The 16428-nt window shown below is 70.2% G+C and carries 18 protein-coding genes; 6 read left to right on the top strand and 12 right to left on the bottom strand.

Going from position 1 to position 16428, the window contains the following annotated elements; translation table 11 throughout:
* The first annotated feature begins 188 nt into the window (after nt 1-188).
* On the top strand, nt 189-1658 hold the full coding sequence (locus AAHG03_RS05665; RefSeq protein ID WP_342149384.1) for a protein adenylyltransferase SelO: 1470 nt from the start codon (nt 189-191) through the stop codon (nt 1656-1658).
* Nucleotides 1659-1829: 171 nt separating this feature from the next.
* On the opposite strand, the gene AAHG03_RS05660 is transcribed toward AAHG03_RS05665, so the two are convergent.
* The 11 genes from AAHG03_RS05660 to AAHG03_RS05610 form a co-directional block, all read right to left on the bottom strand.
* Nucleotides 1830-2468 (bottom strand): riboflavin synthase, encoded by a 639-nt coding sequence (locus AAHG03_RS05660; protein ID WP_342149383.1) that lies wholly within the window; start codon nt 2466-2468, stop codon nt 1830-1832.
* A gap of 1 nt (nt 2469) precedes the next feature.
* On the bottom strand, nt 2470-3546 hold the full coding sequence (gene ribD / locus AAHG03_RS05655) for a bifunctional diaminohydroxyphosphoribosylaminopyrimidine deaminase/5-amino-6-(5-phosphoribosylamino)uracil reductase RibD (RefSeq protein WP_342149752.1): 1077 nt from the start codon (nt 3544-3546) through the stop codon (nt 2470-2472).
* A 44-nt stretch (nt 3547-3590) separates the two neighbouring features.
* Nucleotides 3591-4133: a transcriptional regulator NrdR gene (gene nrdR, locus AAHG03_RS05650; RefSeq protein ID WP_342149381.1), complete on the bottom strand. Its 543-nt coding sequence runs from the start codon at nt 4131-4133 to the stop codon at nt 3591-3593.
* A gap of 195 nt (nt 4134-4328) precedes the next feature.
* A complete protein-coding gene (gene glyA, locus AAHG03_RS05645) occupies nt 4329-5633 on the bottom strand; it encodes a serine hydroxymethyltransferase (RefSeq protein ID WP_342149380.1) in 1305 nt (434 codons plus the stop codon).
* A gap of 248 nt (nt 5634-5881) precedes the next feature.
* Complete coding sequence (locus AAHG03_RS05640) at nt 5882-6367, bottom strand: F0F1 ATP synthase subunit B family protein (RefSeq protein ID WP_342149750.1); 486 nt, start codon at nt 6365-6367, stop codon at nt 5882-5884.
* Between the two features lie 94 nt (nt 6368-6461).
* Entirely contained in the window at nt 6462-7064 is a 603-nt protein-coding gene (locus AAHG03_RS05635; protein WP_342149379.1) for a F0F1 ATP synthase subunit B family protein, read from the bottom strand.
* Nucleotides 7065-7180: 116 nt separating this feature from the next.
* Nucleotides 7181-7408, bottom strand: coding sequence for a F0F1 ATP synthase subunit C (locus tag AAHG03_RS05630; RefSeq protein ID WP_003601125.1), 228 nt, complete (start codon nt 7406-7408; stop codon nt 7181-7183).
* A 56-nt stretch (nt 7409-7464) separates the two neighbouring features.
* Nucleotides 7465-8220, bottom strand: a complete 756-nt coding sequence (locus AAHG03_RS05625) for a F0F1 ATP synthase subunit A (RefSeq protein WP_342149377.1) — start codon at nt 8218-8220, stop codon at nt 7465-7467.
* Between the two features lie 87 nt (nt 8221-8307).
* Nucleotides 8308-8685, bottom strand: coding sequence for an AtpZ/AtpI family protein (locus tag AAHG03_RS05620; protein ID WP_342149375.1), 378 nt, complete (start codon nt 8683-8685; stop codon nt 8308-8310).
* A 165-nt stretch (nt 8686-8850) separates the two neighbouring features.
* A complete protein-coding gene (locus tag AAHG03_RS05615; protein WP_342149374.1) occupies nt 8851-9504 on the bottom strand; it encodes a DsbA family protein in 654 nt (217 codons plus the stop codon).
* Between the two features lie 136 nt (nt 9505-9640).
* On the bottom strand, nt 9641-10126 hold the full coding sequence (locus AAHG03_RS05610; protein WP_342149373.1) for a DUF721 domain-containing protein: 486 nt from the start codon (nt 10124-10126) through the stop codon (nt 9641-9643).
* A gap of 366 nt (nt 10127-10492) precedes the next feature.
* Between AAHG03_RS05610 and mutY the strand changes: the two genes are divergently transcribed.
* Nucleotides 10493-11698 carry an A/G-specific adenine glycosylase gene (gene mutY / locus AAHG03_RS05605; RefSeq protein WP_342149372.1) on the top strand — a complete coding sequence of 402 codons (1206 nt, stop codon included), beginning with the start codon at nt 10493-10495 and terminating at the stop codon, nt 11696-11698.
* 54 nt (nt 11699-11752) lie between these two features.
* Here mutY and AAHG03_RS05600 read toward each other — a convergent pair whose 3' ends face one another.
* Complete coding sequence (locus tag AAHG03_RS05600; RefSeq protein WP_342149371.1) at nt 11753-12946, bottom strand: site-specific DNA-methyltransferase; 1194 nt, start codon at nt 12944-12946, stop codon at nt 11753-11755.
* A gap of 429 nt (nt 12947-13375) precedes the next feature.
* Here AAHG03_RS05600 and AAHG03_RS05595 point away from each other — a divergent pair, with 429 nt between their 5' ends.
* The 4 genes from AAHG03_RS05595 to AAHG03_RS05580 all read left to right on the top strand — a co-directional run bounded on the left by AAHG03_RS05595 (nt 13376) and on the right by AAHG03_RS05580 (nt 16352).
* Nucleotides 13376-13723, top strand: a complete 348-nt coding sequence (locus tag AAHG03_RS05595) for a septal ring lytic transglycosylase RlpA family protein (RefSeq protein ID WP_342149370.1) — start codon at nt 13376-13378, stop codon at nt 13721-13723.
* A gap of 142 nt (nt 13724-13865) precedes the next feature.
* Entirely contained in the window at nt 13866-14183 is a 318-nt protein-coding gene (locus AAHG03_RS05590; protein ID WP_342149368.1) for a polyhydroxyalkanoic acid system family protein, read from the top strand.
* Between the two features lie 78 nt (nt 14184-14261).
* Nucleotides 14262-14480, top strand: coding sequence for a hypothetical protein (locus AAHG03_RS05585; RefSeq protein ID WP_342149367.1), 219 nt, complete (start codon nt 14262-14264; stop codon nt 14478-14480).
* 66 nt (nt 14481-14546) lie between these two features.
* Nucleotides 14547-16352, top strand: coding sequence for an ABC-F family ATP-binding cassette domain-containing protein (locus AAHG03_RS05580; RefSeq protein WP_342149365.1), 1806 nt, complete (start codon nt 14547-14549; stop codon nt 16350-16352).
* Nucleotides 16353-16428: the final 76 nt, after the last annotated feature.

Raw genomic sequence — 16428 nt, 5'->3', positions numbered from 1 at the left:
GGCCGCCAGCCCGCCCCGGACAAAATTTTTTTGTTACAGGCGCTTAGGCTCGAACCGGCCGGCTTCTACCATCGCCCTGCAACGGAGTCGACCGAAGGGGCCGCGACGACGCGCGGTGCGGGCTTGCGTGAACCCGCGGCGCCTGCGCCTGTTCGCCTTCAGAGAGACCCCGCATCGAAGACCCGGCCATGATCCCTTTCGACAACAGCTACGCCCGGCTGCCCGACCGCTTCCATGCCCGCCTCGCGCCGACGCCGGTCGGGGCCCCGCGGCTGATCCGGGTCAACCGGGCGCTGGCCGAGGAGCTGCGGATCGATCCCGACTGGCTCGCCGGGCCCGACGGGATGGCGATGCTGGCCGGCAACGCCGTAGCCGAGGGCGCGCAGCCGCTGGCGGCGGCCTATGCCGGGCACCAGTTCGGCAACTTCGTGCCCCAGCTCGGCGACGGGCGGGCGATCCTGCTCGGCGAGGTGATCGACCGGCACGGGCGCCGCCGCGACATCCAGCTGAAAGGCTCGGGGCCCACCCCATTCTCGCGCATGGGCGACGGCCGGGCCGCGATGGGGCCGGTGCTGCGCGAATACCTCATCAGCGAGGCGATGGCCGCGCTCGGCATCCCGACCACGCGGGCGCTCGCCGCGGTCGCCACCGGCGAGGCGGTGATCCGCGAAACGGTGCTGCCTGGCGCCATCGTCACTCGGGTCGCCGCGAGCCATATCCGCGTCGGCACGTTCCAGTTCTTCGCCACCCGCGGCGACACCGACGCCCTGATCACGCTGGCCGACCACGTGATCGCCCGCCACTATCCCGAGTTGGAGGGGCGGGAGGACCGCGCCCGCGCCCTGATCGAGGCGGTGGCGGCACGCCAGGCCGAGCTGGTGGCGCGCTGGCTCCATGTCGGCTTCGTCCACGGGGTGATGAACACCGACAATATGTCGGTGGCGGGCGAGACCATCGATTATGGCCCCTGCGCCTTCCTCGACGCCTACGACCCCCGCACGGTGTTCAGCTCGATCGACCGCAACGGCCGCTACGCCTACGGCCAGCAGCCGCGCATTGCGCTATGGAACCTCACCCGCTTCGCCGAGACCCTGCTGCCGCTCCTCGATTCCGACGAGGACGCCGCCGTGAAGCAGGCGGAAGCCGCGCTCGCCACCTTCGGCCCCCGCTTCGATGACGCCTATCGCGGCGGGCTCGCGCGCAAGCTCGGGTTGTCGGAGTTGCGCGAGGGGGACGCCGAACTCGCCGGCGACCTGCTGCGCGGGATGGCCGAGAACCAGGCCGATTTCACGCTCACCTTCCGCCGCCTCTGCGATGCCGCCGAATCACCGGACGGCGACGGCCCGGTGCGCGACGGCTTCGTCGATCCGGTCGCATACGACGCCTGGGCCGCGCGCTGGCGCCAGCGTCTCGCCGAAGACCCGCAGAGCGGGCCTGAGCGCGCGGCGGCGATGCGGGCGGTCAACCCGGCCTTCATCCCGCGCAACCACCGGGTCGAGGAGATGATCGCGGCGGCGATCGAGCGGGACGATTTTTCGCCGTTCGAGACGATGTTGTGCGTGCTGGCGCGCCCCTACGACGACCAAATAGAGCACGCCCGCCTCGCCGAGGCGCCGGAGAACGGGGGCGTGGGGTACCGGACGTTCTGTGGGACGTGAACGGCGACGCCTGCTCGAATGCGCATCCCACCCATCCCCCTCATCCTGAGGTGCGGAGCCGAAGGCGGAGCCTCGAAGGAGGGCTCCAGCGTAGCGCGCGGCTGGCTGGAGCCCTCCTTCGAGGCCGCTTCGCGGCACCTCAGGATGAGGTGGTTTGGGGGAGCGGTCGGCTCACCCCTGCATCAACCCCCGCGCCTCGGCGAGGCGGGCGGCGTAGCGGGCGATGAGGTCGACTTCGAGGTTGACCCGGTCGCCGGCCCGGCGGTCCTCCCAGGTCGTCACCGAGAGGCTGTGCGGGATCAGCAGCACGGAGAAATCGGTGCCGTCCACCGTGTTGACGGTGAGGGAGGTGCCGTCGAGGCAGACCGAGCCCTTCTCGGCGATGAAGCCGGCGAGCGCCGCCGGCGCCCGCAGGGTGAAGCGTTCGCTGGCGCCCCACGGGTTGTCCTCGCCGGTCACGGTCTCGCGGGTGACGATCTCGGCGACGCCGTCGACATGGCCGGTGACGAGGTGGCCGCCCATCTCGTCGCCGAGCTTGAGCGAGCGCTCGAGGTTGACCCGCGTGCCCTCGCGCCATGCGCCGACGGTGGTGCGCGCCAGCGTCTCGGCGGCGGCGTCCACCGCGAAGCGGCAGCCGGTGCCGTGCGGCGTGATCTCGACCGCGGTGAGGCAGGGGCCCGAGCAGGCGATGGAGGCGCCGAGCGCGATTGTCCCGGGATCGTAGGCGCTCTCGATGACGATGCGGACGAGGCGGTCGCCGCCCTGGATCGAGACGACGCGGCCGACATCGGTGACGAGCCCGGTGAACATCTCAAACCCTCTCGTAGGTGATCGCCGCGTCCGGTCCGAGATCGTGCGCCTCGACCGCGCGGAGCGTGCCGTCGGACAAGCGGCGGGCGAGGTTTTTGCCGACCGCCGGCAGACCGCCCGCGGGCCCGAGTTCGACCGGGCCGGTGATCAGCGTGCAAGCATCGATCAGATCGTGGCGGGCGAGCGCGTCCGCAAGCGCCGGCCCGCCCTCGCTACAGATGCGGGTCAGGCCGCGCTCGGCGAGTGCGCTCATCGCCGCGGGGAGGTCGATGCGCCCGGACGCATCGGTGGCGACGGGCAGAAGCTCGACGCCGAAGGAGGTCAGCATCCGCCGGGCATGGGCCGGGGTGTGGTTTCCGGTGACGACGAGCGTCGGGATGTCGCGCGCGCCCCGCACCAGATGGGTCGAAGGCGTGAGCCGCAAGGTCGAGTCGAGGACGATCCGCAGCGGCGAGCGGTCGGAGAGGCCCGGCAGGCGCACGGTGAGCGAGGGATCGTCGGCCCGCGCGGTGCCGATGCCGACCATGATGGCGTCGGCATGCGCCCGCCACAGATGCACCACGCCGTCGGCGACCGCGCCGGTGATCTTCAGCCGCTCACCGCCGGACGGCGCGGCGAAGCCGTCGCGGGTGCGGGCGAGCTTGAGATGCAGGCTCGGGCGCCCGAGGGTGACGCGGGAGACGTGGCCGCGATGGTCGCGCCGGGCCTCCTCGCGCATCAGCCCGGTCTCGACCGCGATGCCGGCCTCCCGCAGCAGCGCATGGCCGCGGCCCGCGACGCGGGGGTCGGGGTCCTCCATCGCGGTGACGACGCGGGTGACGCCGGACGCGATGGTGGCGTCGGTGCAGGGCGGGGTGCGGCCGTGATGCGAGCACGGCTCCAGGCTGACGTAGAGCGTGGCGCCGCGCGCCGCCGCACCGGCCATGGCCAGCGCCAGCGGCTCCGCATGGGGGCGCCCGCCGGGCGCGGTCGCGGCCTGACCGACGATGCGGCCGTCGGCGACGACCACGGCGCCGACGCTCGGGTTCGGCCATGTGCGGCCGAGATTGCGCCGCCCGAGCGCGAGGGCGAAGCGCATGGCGCGATGGTCGAGGGCGGTCCACGCGGTCACGGGCGGCTCCCTCAGCTTCGCGAGCGCGCCGGACGGCGGCGCGGCGGGGCAGGGGGCTCGGTCTCCTCGACGGGCTCGGACGCCGTTTCCCCGTCCTCGGCGAGCCGCCCACCGAGCGTGCCGAGCAAATCCTGAAAATCCTGGGCTTCCCGAAAATTCTTGTAGACGGAGGCGAAGCGGACATAGGCGACGTCGTCGAGGCCCTTGAGGCCTTCCATCACCGCCTCGCCGATCGCCTCGCTGGTGACCTCGCCGTCACCCGTGCTTTCCAGGCGGCGGACCACGCCGGAGACGAGGCGTTCGATCCGCTCGGGGTCCACCGGGCGCTTGCGGAGCGCCACGTCGATCGAGCGCTGGAGCTTGTCGCGATCGAACGGCATGCGCTTGCCGGAGCGCTTGAGCACGGTGAGTTCGCGCAGCTGCACCCGCTCGAAGGTGGTGAAGCGCCCGCCGCAATCCGGGCAGACGCGGCGGCGCCGGATCGCCGCGGAATCCTCGCTCGGCCGCGAATCCTTCACCTGCGTGTCGGGACCCCCGCAGAACGGACACCGCATCGCGCGCTTCGATACCCTTGCTCTCCCGGTCGGGCCGGGACGCCTCTGTGCCCCAGCGGGCACCGGAATGCCAGGATAAGCGCGCAGACCTGAACGGCGCACCACAAACGGCCGCGGCCGCGGATCTCTCGATCCGCGGCCGGGCCCCGCCCCCCCCCCCCCCCCCCCCCCGCGCCGGCACCCGTGAGGGTGATCTTACTGGTAGATCGGGAAGCGGTCGGTCAGGGCGTGGACCTTCCGCTTGGCCTCGGCCTCGACCGCGGCATCGCCGCCCTCGCCCTTGGCGGCCAGCCCGTCGAGCACTTCGACGATCAGCGAGCCGACCTGCTTGAACTCGGCGACGCCGAAGCCGCGGGTGGTGCTGGCCGGGGTGCCCAGGCGGATGCCCGAGGTGACGGTCGGCTTCTGCGGGTCGAACGGCACGCCGTTCTTGTTGCAGGTGATGTCGGCCCGCGACAGGGCGGCCTCGGCGGCCTTGCCGGTCAGGCCCTTCCGCTGGAGATCGACCAGCATCAGGTGGTTGTCGGTGCCGCCCGAGGTGATGTCGTAGCCCCCCGACATGATGGTGTCGGCCAGCGCCTTGGCGTTGTCGATGACCTGCTTAGCGTAGAGCTTGAACTCGGGCTTGAGCGCCTCGCCGAAGGCGACCGCCTTGCCGGCGATGACGTGCATCAGCGGGCCGCCCTGGAGGCCGGGGAAGATCGCCGAGTTGAACTTCTTGGCCAGCGCCTCGTCGTTCGTCAGGATCATGCCGCCGCGGGGGCCGCGGAGCGTCTTGTGCGTCGTCGTGGTGGCGACGTGCGCGTGCGGGAACGGCGACGGGTGCAGGCCCGCGGCGACGAGGCCGGCGAAGTGGGCCATGTCGACCATGAAGTAGGCGCCGACCGAATCGGCGATCTCACGGAACTTGGCGAAGTCCCACTGGCGCGGATAGCCCGAGCCACCGGCGATGATCACCTTCGGCTTGTGCTCGGCGGCGAGCGCGGCGACCTGCTCCATGTCGATGCGCTGGTCGTCGCGGCGCACGGTGTAGGAGACCGGCTTGAACCACTTGCCCGACACGTTCGGCGGGGCGCCGTGGGTCAGGTGGCCGCCGGCCGCGAGGTCGAGGCCGAGGAAGGTGTCGCCCGGCTGCATGAGGGCGAGGAAGACGCCCTGATTGGCCTGCGAGCCCGAGTTCGGCTGCACGTTGGCGAAGCCGCAATCGAACAGGCGCTTGGCGCGGTCGATCGCCAGCTCCTCGGCGATGTCCACGAACTGGCAGCCGCCGTAGTAGCGCCGGCCCGGATAGCCCTCGGCGTACTTGTTCGTCAGCACCGAGCCCTGCGCTTCCAGCACGGCGCGCGAGACGATGTTCTCGGAGGCGATCAGCTCGATCTCGTGCTGCTGGCGGCCGAGTTCCTGGGCGACCGCCTTGGCGATCTCGGGATCGGTCTGCTCGAGGTGCGCGGAAAAGAACGTGTCGAGGGTGGTGTTGTCGGTGGCGGTACCGGCGCTCATGAGCGAAGCCTCTTCTGATGTTTCCTGATTAAAACCCGCCCGTTTGTCATTGGCATGCACGGGGGTGCTTTTCGCATTCATTTCTACACGCCGGAGCACGACAGGCCAAGCGCAGCTGATTTTGCCCCCGCCGTCAAAAATTTTAACGGGAGCGTCATCGGTTGCAGCACTGCACAGCTTCTTGCGCATAGCAAAGCGCCCGGCACGGGGCCGGGCGTTTGCCGAAAAACGGGTCTCTGGAAGGTGGATCAGGCCGAGAGGCGCGTCTTTACGTCGCCGAGGCTGGAGCGGAGCAGGTCCTGGGCGGCGGCGCCCTGAAGGCGCTCCTTCAGGATCGTCTCCGAGACCTTCACCGCAGCGTCGGCGGCGGCGGCGCGGACCTGGGCGGCGGCCTGGGCCTCGGCCTGGGCGATCTTGGTCTCAGCCGCCTTGGTGCGGCGGGCGACGAACTCGTTGAGGCGGGCATGGCCCTCTTCATTGAGGCGCTCGGCCTCCTCGCGGGCGCTCGCCACGATCGCCTCGGCATCCTTCTCGGCCTGGGCGCGGCGGCGCTTGTAGTCGTCGAGGACGGCGGCGGCCTCCTCGCGCAGGCGGCGGGCCTCGTCGAGTTCGTGGCGCACGCGCTTGGCGCGGCTGTCGAGACCGCCGGTCATCATGTCGAAGCCGCCGACCTTCCACACGATGGCCAGGAACGCCACGAAGGCGACGAGGACCCAGAATTCCGCGGTCAACAGCATGTCGGTCTCAAACCCTTGGTCGGCCTGTCCCGGCGCGGCGGCGCGGGTCCGGTTCGAAGAGCGGGGCCGGCTTAGGCGCCGACCCGCGGGATCAGTTCAGCGCCGGGGTGGCGGAGAGCGCGCGGTCCAGGGTGGCCTGGTCGGGGGCCTTGCCGGTCAGGCGCTCGACGATCGCGGACGCGGTCTCGCCGGCGATGGAGCGGACGTTGCCCATGGCCTCGGCGGTCCGGGCGCGGATCGTCGCCTCGGAGGCGGCGAGGCGCTGGTTCAGCTCGGCCTCAAGGGTCTTGCGCTTGGCGTCGGCTTCCGCCGAGAGGGCGTTGCGGGTGTCCTGGGCGATGGCCTGGGCCTTGGCCTGGGCCTGACGCAGGGAGGTCTCGTAGGCGGCGCCCGCGGCGTCGGCCTCGGACTTCATCCGCTGGGCCTCGTCGAGATCGGCCGACAGGCGCCGGGCGCGATCACCGAGGATGCCCTCGATGCGGGGCAGCGCGATCTTGGACATCAGGTAGTAGAGCAGGCCGAAGGCCAGCGCGAGCCAGATCAGCTGCGAGAGGAAGGTGTGGCTCTCGAAGGGCGGGAAGGCGGCATGATGCCCGCCGGACGCCTGCTCGGTATGGGCCTGAGGGCTTCCAGGCGGAACGATCTTCGTGTCCGCGTTCGGGGAGGGAGTCGTGAGGGGATTCTTCTCGGCCATGGCCCTGTCCGGTGACGTCGGAAGGCCGGCTCCGCGGGCGGAGCGGCCGGATCGTTAAGCGGGGGAGGGGAGAGCGGCCGCGCGGACCGCCTCCCGCTCCCCCGAGGGTCGAAGCGTCAGACGGCGAACAGGAGCAGCAGGGCGACGAGCAGCGAGAAGATGCCGAGCGCCTCGGTGAGCGCGAAGCCCAGGAGGAGGTTGGTGCGCTGGCTATCGGCGGCCGACGGGTTGCGCAGGGCGCCCGCGTAGAACTGACCGAACAGGTTGCCGAGGCCGATGCTGGCGCCCGCCATGCCGAGGCAGGCGAGGCCGGCGCCGATGTACTTCGCAGCGACGGGATCCATGAAACACTCCTGAGGTTCGAACGATGGTCTCGAGGGGAAGGTCCGGCCGATGAGGATCAGTGGCCGGGGTGAAGGGCGTCGGCGAGGTAGACCGCCGTCAGCGTCGCGAAGACGTAGGCCTGGAGGGCCGCGACGAGGAATTCGAGGGCCGTCAGCGCCACGGTGAGCGCGAGCGGCAGGGGCGAGAGCACGCCCCAGGCGCCGGCCACCAAGAGCTGCACCACGAAGAAGGCGAAGATCTTCAGCGCGATGTGGCCGGCCAGGATGTTGGCGAAGAGACGGACCGAGAGGCTGATCGGACGCGACAGGAACGACACGATCTCGATCGGCACCATGATGAGCAGCAGGGGCTTGGGCACGCCCGAGGGCACGAACACGCCGAGGAAGTGGGTGCCGTGCTTGGCGACGCCGTAGATCACCACGGTGAGGATCACGACCAGCGCGAGGCCGAAGGTGACGATGAGATGGCTCGTCACCGCGAAGGCGTAGGGGATCATCCCGAACAGGTTCAGGACGAGCACGAACATGAACAGCGAGAACACGAGCGGCAGGAAGCGCTTGCCGTCGGCGCCGGTGGCTTGGTGCACCGTGTCGGCGATGAACTCGTAGAGCGTCTCGGCCAGCGCCTGGAGCCGGCCCGGCACGACGGCGCGGCCGGAGGTGGCCGCGATGGTCAGGAGCGCGATGACGCCCACCGCCGCGAACATGTAGAGAGCCGATTGCGTGAACGCGATCTGCTGGTTGCCGATATGCCCCAGCGAGACGAGCGGCTGCAGCTCGAACTGGTGGATCGGGTCGACACTGACCGCCATTGGCTCGCTTCCGCCCTTCTTCGTGTCGCGCCGGGTGCCTGGCGGCTCCCATGTCGCGCGTCGCCCTTACACGATGCCGGGCGAGTCTCAAGACCCATCCCGACGTTCTTTCTCAGCTTTCTGGCCGCTGAAGCCGCTGACCCGCATGACGTTGTAGATGCCGGTCACGAAGCCCAGCATCAGCAACACCATCATCCCCCACGGCTTGGTGCCGAGGAGATGGTCGAACAGGTATCCGAGGATTCCCCCGGCGATCACGCCCGCGATGAACTCGGTCGAGAGGCGCATGGCCTGCCCGAGCTGGGCCGACCCGCCGGGCGTGCCGGCGCGCGCAGGCCCGGTGGGGGCGGCTTTGGGCCGCTTGCCCTCGAGCTGCGTCTCGAGACGTCTGAGCCTCGCGGAGAGATCGCTTTCGTCGGGAGGCCCGCCCGGCCCACTCCCGCTACCTGAAGGGCTGCCGCTCACGGGCGACCCCACACGTCGTCGGGAGCGGAAGGGTAGGGCCTGCCCCCTCGGCGCGGCGCACCATAGTTTCGCCATCCTGGCGAGTCAAGGCGCGCAACGTCGAGCTTAAGCCGTTGACGCTGCTTCATAATCCACTTCTTTCAACGGCTCGTTCGCGGGATCGGCTCACGCGCCCAGGATCGGCTTGATGATCTTCTCCATCTCCTCGATCGACAGCGCGCCGCTGTACTTGGTGCCGTTGATGAAGAAGGTCGGGGTCGATTCGACCTTGAAGGTCTCCAGGCCGCGGGTCTTGACCGCGTTGATGGCGGCGTAGGTCTTCTGGTCCTTGAGGCAGGTCTCGAACTTCTCCTTCGAGAAGCCCGCCTGCCGCACGATCTGCTCCAGGGCATCGACCGGCGATTGCGGCTTGCGCACGAAGGCCCAGTTCTGCTGCTGGTCGAACAGCAGGTCGGAGATCGGGTAGTACTTGTCGTTGCCGTCGCAGCGCGACAGCATGAAGGCTGCCGTCGAGAGCGGGTCGAGCGGGAACTCGCGCAGGGTGAAGCGCACCTTGCCGGTGTCGATGTAGCGCTCCTTCAGGACCGGATAGGTGTCCTTATGGAAGTGGGCGCAGTGCGAGCAGGTCAGCGAGGCGTACTCGATGATCGTCACCTTGGCGTCCGCCGGGCCGAGCCAGACGTCGCCGAGCGGGCCGGGCTGAAGCAGCGCCGCCGTGTCGGCCGACTGCGCGAGCGCGTCGGCGACGAGGCGGGGCATCAGGAGGGCCGCGCCGAGGGCGAGGCCGGTGGTCTTGAGGGCGTCGCGCCGGGTGATCATGGCTTAAGACGGGCTCCGTTGAGGCCGCGAGGGGCCAGAGGCGTCGAGGTATAGGCGGATCGGGCTCGCGCGGACCGCGCACACGTCGCCGCACGGGTTCGGCGCCCCTTATCACGGGTGGCCGCGCGAGGCAGCCCTATCGATGGGGCTCGCCAGCCACCACGGCGATGCCGAGCCGGTCGAGGGCGTCGCGTAAGGGATCGTCCTCGATGCGCGAGACCGCCAGCGCCACCTCGCCGCGCCGCACCGGATCGAGCGGCGGGGCGGGTTTGCGCCGGGGCGCCCGGTGCAGCCGGTCCTGGCGCAGCACCAGCTTGCCGACGCAGGCCCAACCGTAATGCGCGTTAACCCGCTCGATCACGACGGGGGCGAGATGCTGGAGTTCGAGCGCGAAGGCGCCTTCGACCCGCACCACCAGGGTGCCGGGCTCGGGCCGCCCCTCGGCGTCGCGTCGGGCGCGGCGGGGCCATTCGAGCTTCACCGGCTGGCAGGCGTTCGCCAGCCGCGCCCCGACGATGCCGGGCCAGACCGCGATGATGTCGGCGGACGCAAAACCCTGCGCCGCGAAGGCCGGGCCGACGCAGGCACCGATCAGGTCGGCCAGAGGTTTCGCGCGCGCCATGGGCTGTCCGAGGAAGGGCTGTCGCGGTCATCATCCACGACTGAGCCGACTAGGACGCTCTCCTCCCCCTTGCGGGGAGGAGGGAGGAGGTGGGGGTGGTTCAGGAGGAACCGCCTCGGTGCCTTCTGCACGACCCCCACCCCTACCCCTCCCCGCAAGGGGGAGGGGACACGCGCCCGACCCAGTAGCCGTTGAGACGATGAACCCGATAGCCCGCAGATGAAGGATCCGAGTGTAGCGGAGGACCGCTCACGCCGGGAGTCGTGACGCTACCGGCGTTTCCTTTCCCGATCACATCGCGAAAGCGCGGCTCTGTGGTCTCGGGGCGGCTTTTGCCGTCCGCCCGGCCCCGCTATGGACTGGCTCATGCCCGCCGCCACGGCCGCCGACCTTCTGACATGGTACGACCGGCACCGCCGGGCGCTGCCCTGGCGCGCGCTGCCCGGCGTGCGGCCCGATCCCTACCGGGTCTGGCTCTCCGAGGTGATGCTGCAGCAGACCACCGTCACGGCGGTGAAGCCGTATTTCGAAAAATTCCTGACACTGTTTCCGAACGTCCAGGCACTGGCAAACGCGCCGGAAGAGGCGGTGATGTCGGCCTGGGCCGGGCTCGGCTACTATTCCCGCGCGCGCAACCTCCATGCCTGCGCCAAGGCGGTCGCCGCCGCCGGGCGCTTCCCCGACACGGAAGAGGGATTACGAAAACTCCCCGGCATCGGCGCCTACACCGCGGGCGCCATCGCGGCCATCGCCTTCGACCGGCCCGCGGCGGCGGTGGACGGCAATGTCGAGCGGGTGATGACCCGCCTCCACGCCATCGAGACCCCGCTGCCCGCCGCCCGCGCTCAGATCCGCCTGCTGACGCAAGCGCTGGTGCCGCACGACCGGCCCGGCGACTTCGCGCAAGCCGTGATGGACCTCGGCGCCACGCTCTGCACCCCGAAGCGCCCGGCCTGCGCCCTTTGCCCCTGGATGCACCCCTGCCGCGCCCGCTCCGAGGGCTTGCAGGACACGTTTCCGCGCAAGGTGAAGAAGGAGAAGGGGACGCTGCGCAAGGGCGCGGCCTTCGTGGCTCTGCGCGCCGGCGACGAGGCGATTCTTCTGCGCACCCGTCCGCCGGAGGGGCTGCTCGGCTCCATGGCCGAGCCGCCGGGAAGCCCGTGGCTGCCCGATTACGATCCGGCCAAGGGCCTGCTCGACGCGCCGCTCGACGCCCGCTGGAAGCGCCTGCCCGGCGTGGTGAAGCACGGCTTCACCCATTTTCCGCTGGAGCTGACGGTGTTCTTCGCCCGCGTCGCTTCAGGGACGGCCGCGCCCGAGGGCATGCGCTTCACCCCGCGCGAAAAACTCGACGAGGAACCGATTCCCGGCGCGATGAAGAAGGTGCTGGCCCACGCACTCGCCGGCCCAGTGCCGGTCGCCGTTGCAGCGCCGCCGCCCGTGCGGGAGCCCGATCTGGCCACCCCGCCGGAGCCCGAGCCGGTCAAGCGGCGCGGGCCGATTCCGAAGCCGCCTTCGCTGCGGCCGTCAGACTTGGCGCGGGTCGTGAAGAGGCCGCCGAAGGCCCGGTGAAACCAAGCGCAGGGCTCTGCCCTGCACCCGCGAAAGGACTTGTCCTTTCGAAACCTAGTCTTTCGACTGCGCCCGCATCTGACTACGAAAATCGTCGATGCAGACGAGTTTGCCGCCGCGCTCGGCGTGCCAGAAGGTCCAGCCGTTGCAGGCGGGCAGGCCCTGGACCAGGGCGCCGACCTTGTGGATGGAGCCCATCGCCGGGCCGATGCCGAGCTGACCGTCGGGGCGCACCGTCGCCTTGAAGCGGCGGCGCTCGTCGGTCAGCGTCTCGCCGGGGCGCACCAGCCCCGCCTCGACCACGCTGAGGAACGGCACCCGCGGCTCGGCGCGCTTCGGTGTCGCAAGAGCGAGCGAGGCTGAGGACAGAGTCTCGACCGCGTCGATCCTGGCCTGCGCCGCCGCGGCGTAGGTCTGGTCGCGCTCGCAGCCGATGAAGTGACGGCCGAGCCGCTTGGCGACCGCCCCGGTCGTGCCGGAGCCGAAGAAGGGATCGAGCACCACGTCGCCGGGATTGGTGGCGGCCAAGAGCGTGCGGGCGACGAGCGCCTCGGGCTTCTGGGTCGGATGGACCTTGCGGCCGGCTCCGTCCTTCAGCCGTTCCTCGCCGGTGCAGAGCGGCAGGAACCAGTCCGAGCGCATCTGAAGGTCTTCGTTGCCGGCCTTCAGGGCATCGTAGTGGAAGGTGTATTTCGCTTGGGGCGAGCGCGAGGCCCAGATCAATGTCTCGTGGGCGTTGGTGAAGCGCTTACCCCGAAAATTCGGCATCGGGTTGGCCTTGCGCCACACGATGTCGTTCAGGATCCAGTAACCGAGATCCTGCAACGCGCTCCCGACCCGGAAGATGTTGTGGTACGAACCGATCACCCAGAGGGTCGCGTTCGGCTTCATCACCCGGCGTGCGGCCTTCAGCCAGGCACGGGTGAAGTCGTCGTAGGCCTCGAAGCTGGAGAACTTGTCCCAGTCGTCATCGACCGCATCGACCACGCTGTGGTCGGGGCGCGTGAGACCGGCTTCTCCGAGCTGGAGATTGTAGGGCGGGTCGGCGAAGACGCAGTCGACGCTTTCCGCCGACAGACGCTCCATGGCGGCGATGCAGTCGCCGATCAGGATTTCGTCGAGGGGTAGCTTGGGGAGACGCTGGACGGAGGGTGCGAGACCCATCCGCGGCGCCGACGCGATCCGCCCGGTATGCGAGACCTGTTTCCGGGCGGTGGCGCCGGCAACCGCGGTACGCGGGGAAGCCATGGCAAACACCGGTTACGCGACTGACAACCGGACCATGCCGCGGTCACGGTAAAGGCCGCGTTTGCCGTTTCCGGAAAGTCGCGTCTCACTATGGGGCGGCAGTTTTTGCCGGGTTTCGCCATGCGGCGAACGCGGGGCTGATCCGCCGCGAGCGGCCGGCCGCCTGAGCGCTCACCCAGGCTCTCGCCGCGTCTCCGCACCGCCCGCCGAATGCTTTCGCGGCAAGCAACGATGATTTGGCGCGCTCGCTCGCCCATGCATCGGCAAATAATCAATTCTTACCCCGAGATCCCGCCCGGAAAACCCCTGGCTGTAGTCACATTCGGGGCGTTTGTGCGACGCAACATCCCTGTCTTATTTTGGCCGGGTTCGGGCTCATTTTCCGCACCGCTCGCAACGAACGGCAACAACAAGGGAATGCGATCGAAGATGAAGGTCACCAGCTGGACCGCCGCCGCCTGCCTCGCCACCGTCCTCGGCACCGCTGCGGCGCTGCCCGCCCAGGCCCAGGGGGGCCGGGCCTCGTGGTACGGAAGCGGGCACCGCACGGCGAACGGCGAGCGGTTCAACCCCAACGGACTCACCGCCGCCCATCGCAGCCTGCCCTTCGGCACCCGCGTCCGCGTCACCAACCGCTCCAACGGACGCTCGGTCGTCGTGCGCATCAACGACCGCGGGCCCTTCGTCGGCGGTCGCGTGATCGATCTGGCCCGCGGCTCGGCCCGCGCCATCGGCCTCGGCGGCGTCAGCTACGTCTCGCTCGCCGTGGTGCCCTGAGGCGCCGACGGGTTCAGCTCCCCGAGTGGAGCCCCCTCGGCAACCCCGTTTGCGGCCGCAAGGCCCGGTCGGCGTTGCCGAGGGGACGGCCTCTTCCCATAATCCGGCGACACGTATCCGGCGTTGAGGAGGAGAAGTCGCGATGGCCAAGCCGATGGTGGTCGAGATTCCGCACGAACTCGGCCGCGAGGAAGCCCGCCGCCGCATCGCGGAGGGCACCGCCAAGGCGCGCGACGCGCTGGGCAAGAGCGGCGTCGCCATCAATACCCTCGACTGGACCGGGGACCGCCTCGATTATTCCGTCACGGCCATGCATCAGACGGTGACCGGCCAGATCGATGTCGGACAGGACAGCGTTCGGGTCGAGGTGCGCCTGCCGCTGCTGCTCTCGGTCTTCGCGTCCAAGCTCCAGAAGATCGTCGGCCGCGAGGGCAACAACCTCCTCATCACGAAGAAGTAGCGGAACTCGCGCGGAGCCGGGGCTGTTGGCCCCGGTCGCGGTCCGATCCGGGCCGCCGAACCTTAAAGCGTGCCGCTCATGTCGAATCCCGGACCGATCCCGGAAGCCCCGCAGCCGACGACGCCCGACCCCGCCCCGCCGGTCGAGCCGCCCCAGGCGCCTCCGCCCGGCCCGGGGCCGGAGATTCCCGGCAACGCGCCGGCCGAGGCGCCGGGCGGCACCCCCACCGAAATTCCCGTCGAGGCGCCGGGCGTGCCGGATTCGACGCCCACCGGCCCGGCCAACCCGGTCGCCTGACCGGCGCGCGGGCGGCATCCCCGAATCGGGTTTGTTCCGCGCTGCGGCTGCTGCCATAAGCCCGGCATGGCCGCCCCCCCGCTCCTCACCCTGCAAGACGTCGCGCTCACCTTCGGCGGCACCCCGCTGATCGAGCGCGCCGAGCTGACTATCGCGCCGGGCGAACGCGCCTGCCTCGTCGGCCGCAACGGCTCGGGCAAGTCGACCCTGATGCGCATCGCCGCCGGGCTCGCCGAGCCGGATCGGGGCGAGCGCTTCCTCCAGCCGGGCACGACGGTCCGCTACCTCGCGCAGGAGCCGGACTTTTCCGGGTTCGCTTCGACCCTCGACTTCGTCGGGGCCGGCCTCGCGCCGGGCGACGACCCCTATCGCGGCCGCTACCTGCTGGAGAGCCTGGGACTGACCGGCGAGGAGGACCCGTCCCGGCTGTCGGGCGGCGAAGCGCGCCGCGCCGCGCTCGCCCAGGCGCTGGCGCCCGAGCCCGACATCCTGCTCCTCGACGAGCCCACCAACCATCTCGACCTGCCCGCGATCGAGTGGCTGGAGACCGAGCTGAAGCGCGCGCGCTCGGCCCTCATCCTCATCAGCCACGACCGGCGCTTCCTCACGGCGCTGTCGCGCGCCACGATCTGGCTCGACCGCGGCGTGACCCGCCGGATCGAGCAGGGGTTCGGCAGCTTCGAGGCGTGGCGCGACGCCTTCTTCGAGGAGGAGGAGCGCGACAAGCACAAGCTCGACCGCAAGATCGCCGCGGAGGAGGACTGGCTGCGCTACGGCGTCACCGCCCGGCGCAAGCGCAACGTCCGCCGCCTGTCCGACCTGCACTCCCTGCGCAAGCAGAGCCGCGACCACCGCCGCCCCGTGGGCCAGGCGGTGATGACGGCGACCGAGGGCGAATCCTCCGGCACGCTCATCGCCGAGGCCAAGCGCGTGTCGAAATCCTACGGCGACCGCAGAATCGTCGACGACCTCAGCTTGCGCGTCGTGCGCGGCGACCGCCTCGGCATCGTCGGCCCCAACGGCGCGGGCAAGACCACACTGATCAACCTGCTGACCGGCGCGCTCGCGCCCGATTCGGGCGAAATCCGCCTCGGCACCGGCCTCAACATGGTCCATCTCGACCAGCGCCGGGCCTCGCTCGATCCGAACGCCACGGTGGCCGAGGTGCTGACGGGCGGGCGCGGCGACACCGTCGATGTCGGCGGCAAGAGCCGCCACGTCGTCGGCTACCTCAAGGACTTCCTGTTCGCCCCCGAGCAGGCCCGCACGCCGGTGAGCGTGCTGTCCGGCGGCGAGCGCAACCGCCTGCTGATCGCCCGCACGCTGGCCCAGGCCTCGAACCTCCTCGTCCTCGACGAGCCGACCAACGACCTCGATCTCGAGACCCTCGACCTCTTGCAGGAGATGCTCGGCGACTATGCCGGCACGCTGATCCTGGTGAGCCACGACCGCGACTTCCTCGACCGCGTCGCCGGCAGCGTGCTGGTGAGCGAGGGCGAGGGGCGCTGGGTCGAGTATGCCGGTGGCTACACCGACATGCTGGCCCAGCGCGGACGCGGCGTGGAGGCGCGCGAGGTCAAGGAGAAGGCGCGCGAGCGGGCGCCGAAGGCCGATTCACTGAAAGAGACGCCGAAGGAGTCGAAGACCAAGCTCGGCTTCAAAGAGCAGCACGAACTCAAGACCCTGCCGAAGCGCATCGCCGAGCTGGAAGCGGGCATCGCCAAGCTGCGCGAGGTGCTGTCGGATGCCGGCCTCTACGCCCGCGATCCCGAGCGGTTCCGCAAGGCGACCGCGATGCTCGGCGCCGCCGAGACCGAGCTGGCCGCCGCCGAGGACCGCTGGCTCACCCTGGAGATGCTGCGCGATTCGTGACGGCGCCGGGGGGATTCGCTGTGTCCGGTGATGCCCGGATGCAACGTCAAGCCGGTCGGTTAGACAGCAAACTTCT

Source organism: Methylorubrum subtropicum (assembly GCF_038442325.1).
Classification (GTDB): domain Bacteria; phylum Pseudomonadota; class Alphaproteobacteria; order Rhizobiales; family Beijerinckiaceae; genus Methylobacterium; species Methylobacterium subtropicum.
This window is presented reverse-complemented; position numbering and strand designations above follow the sequence as displayed.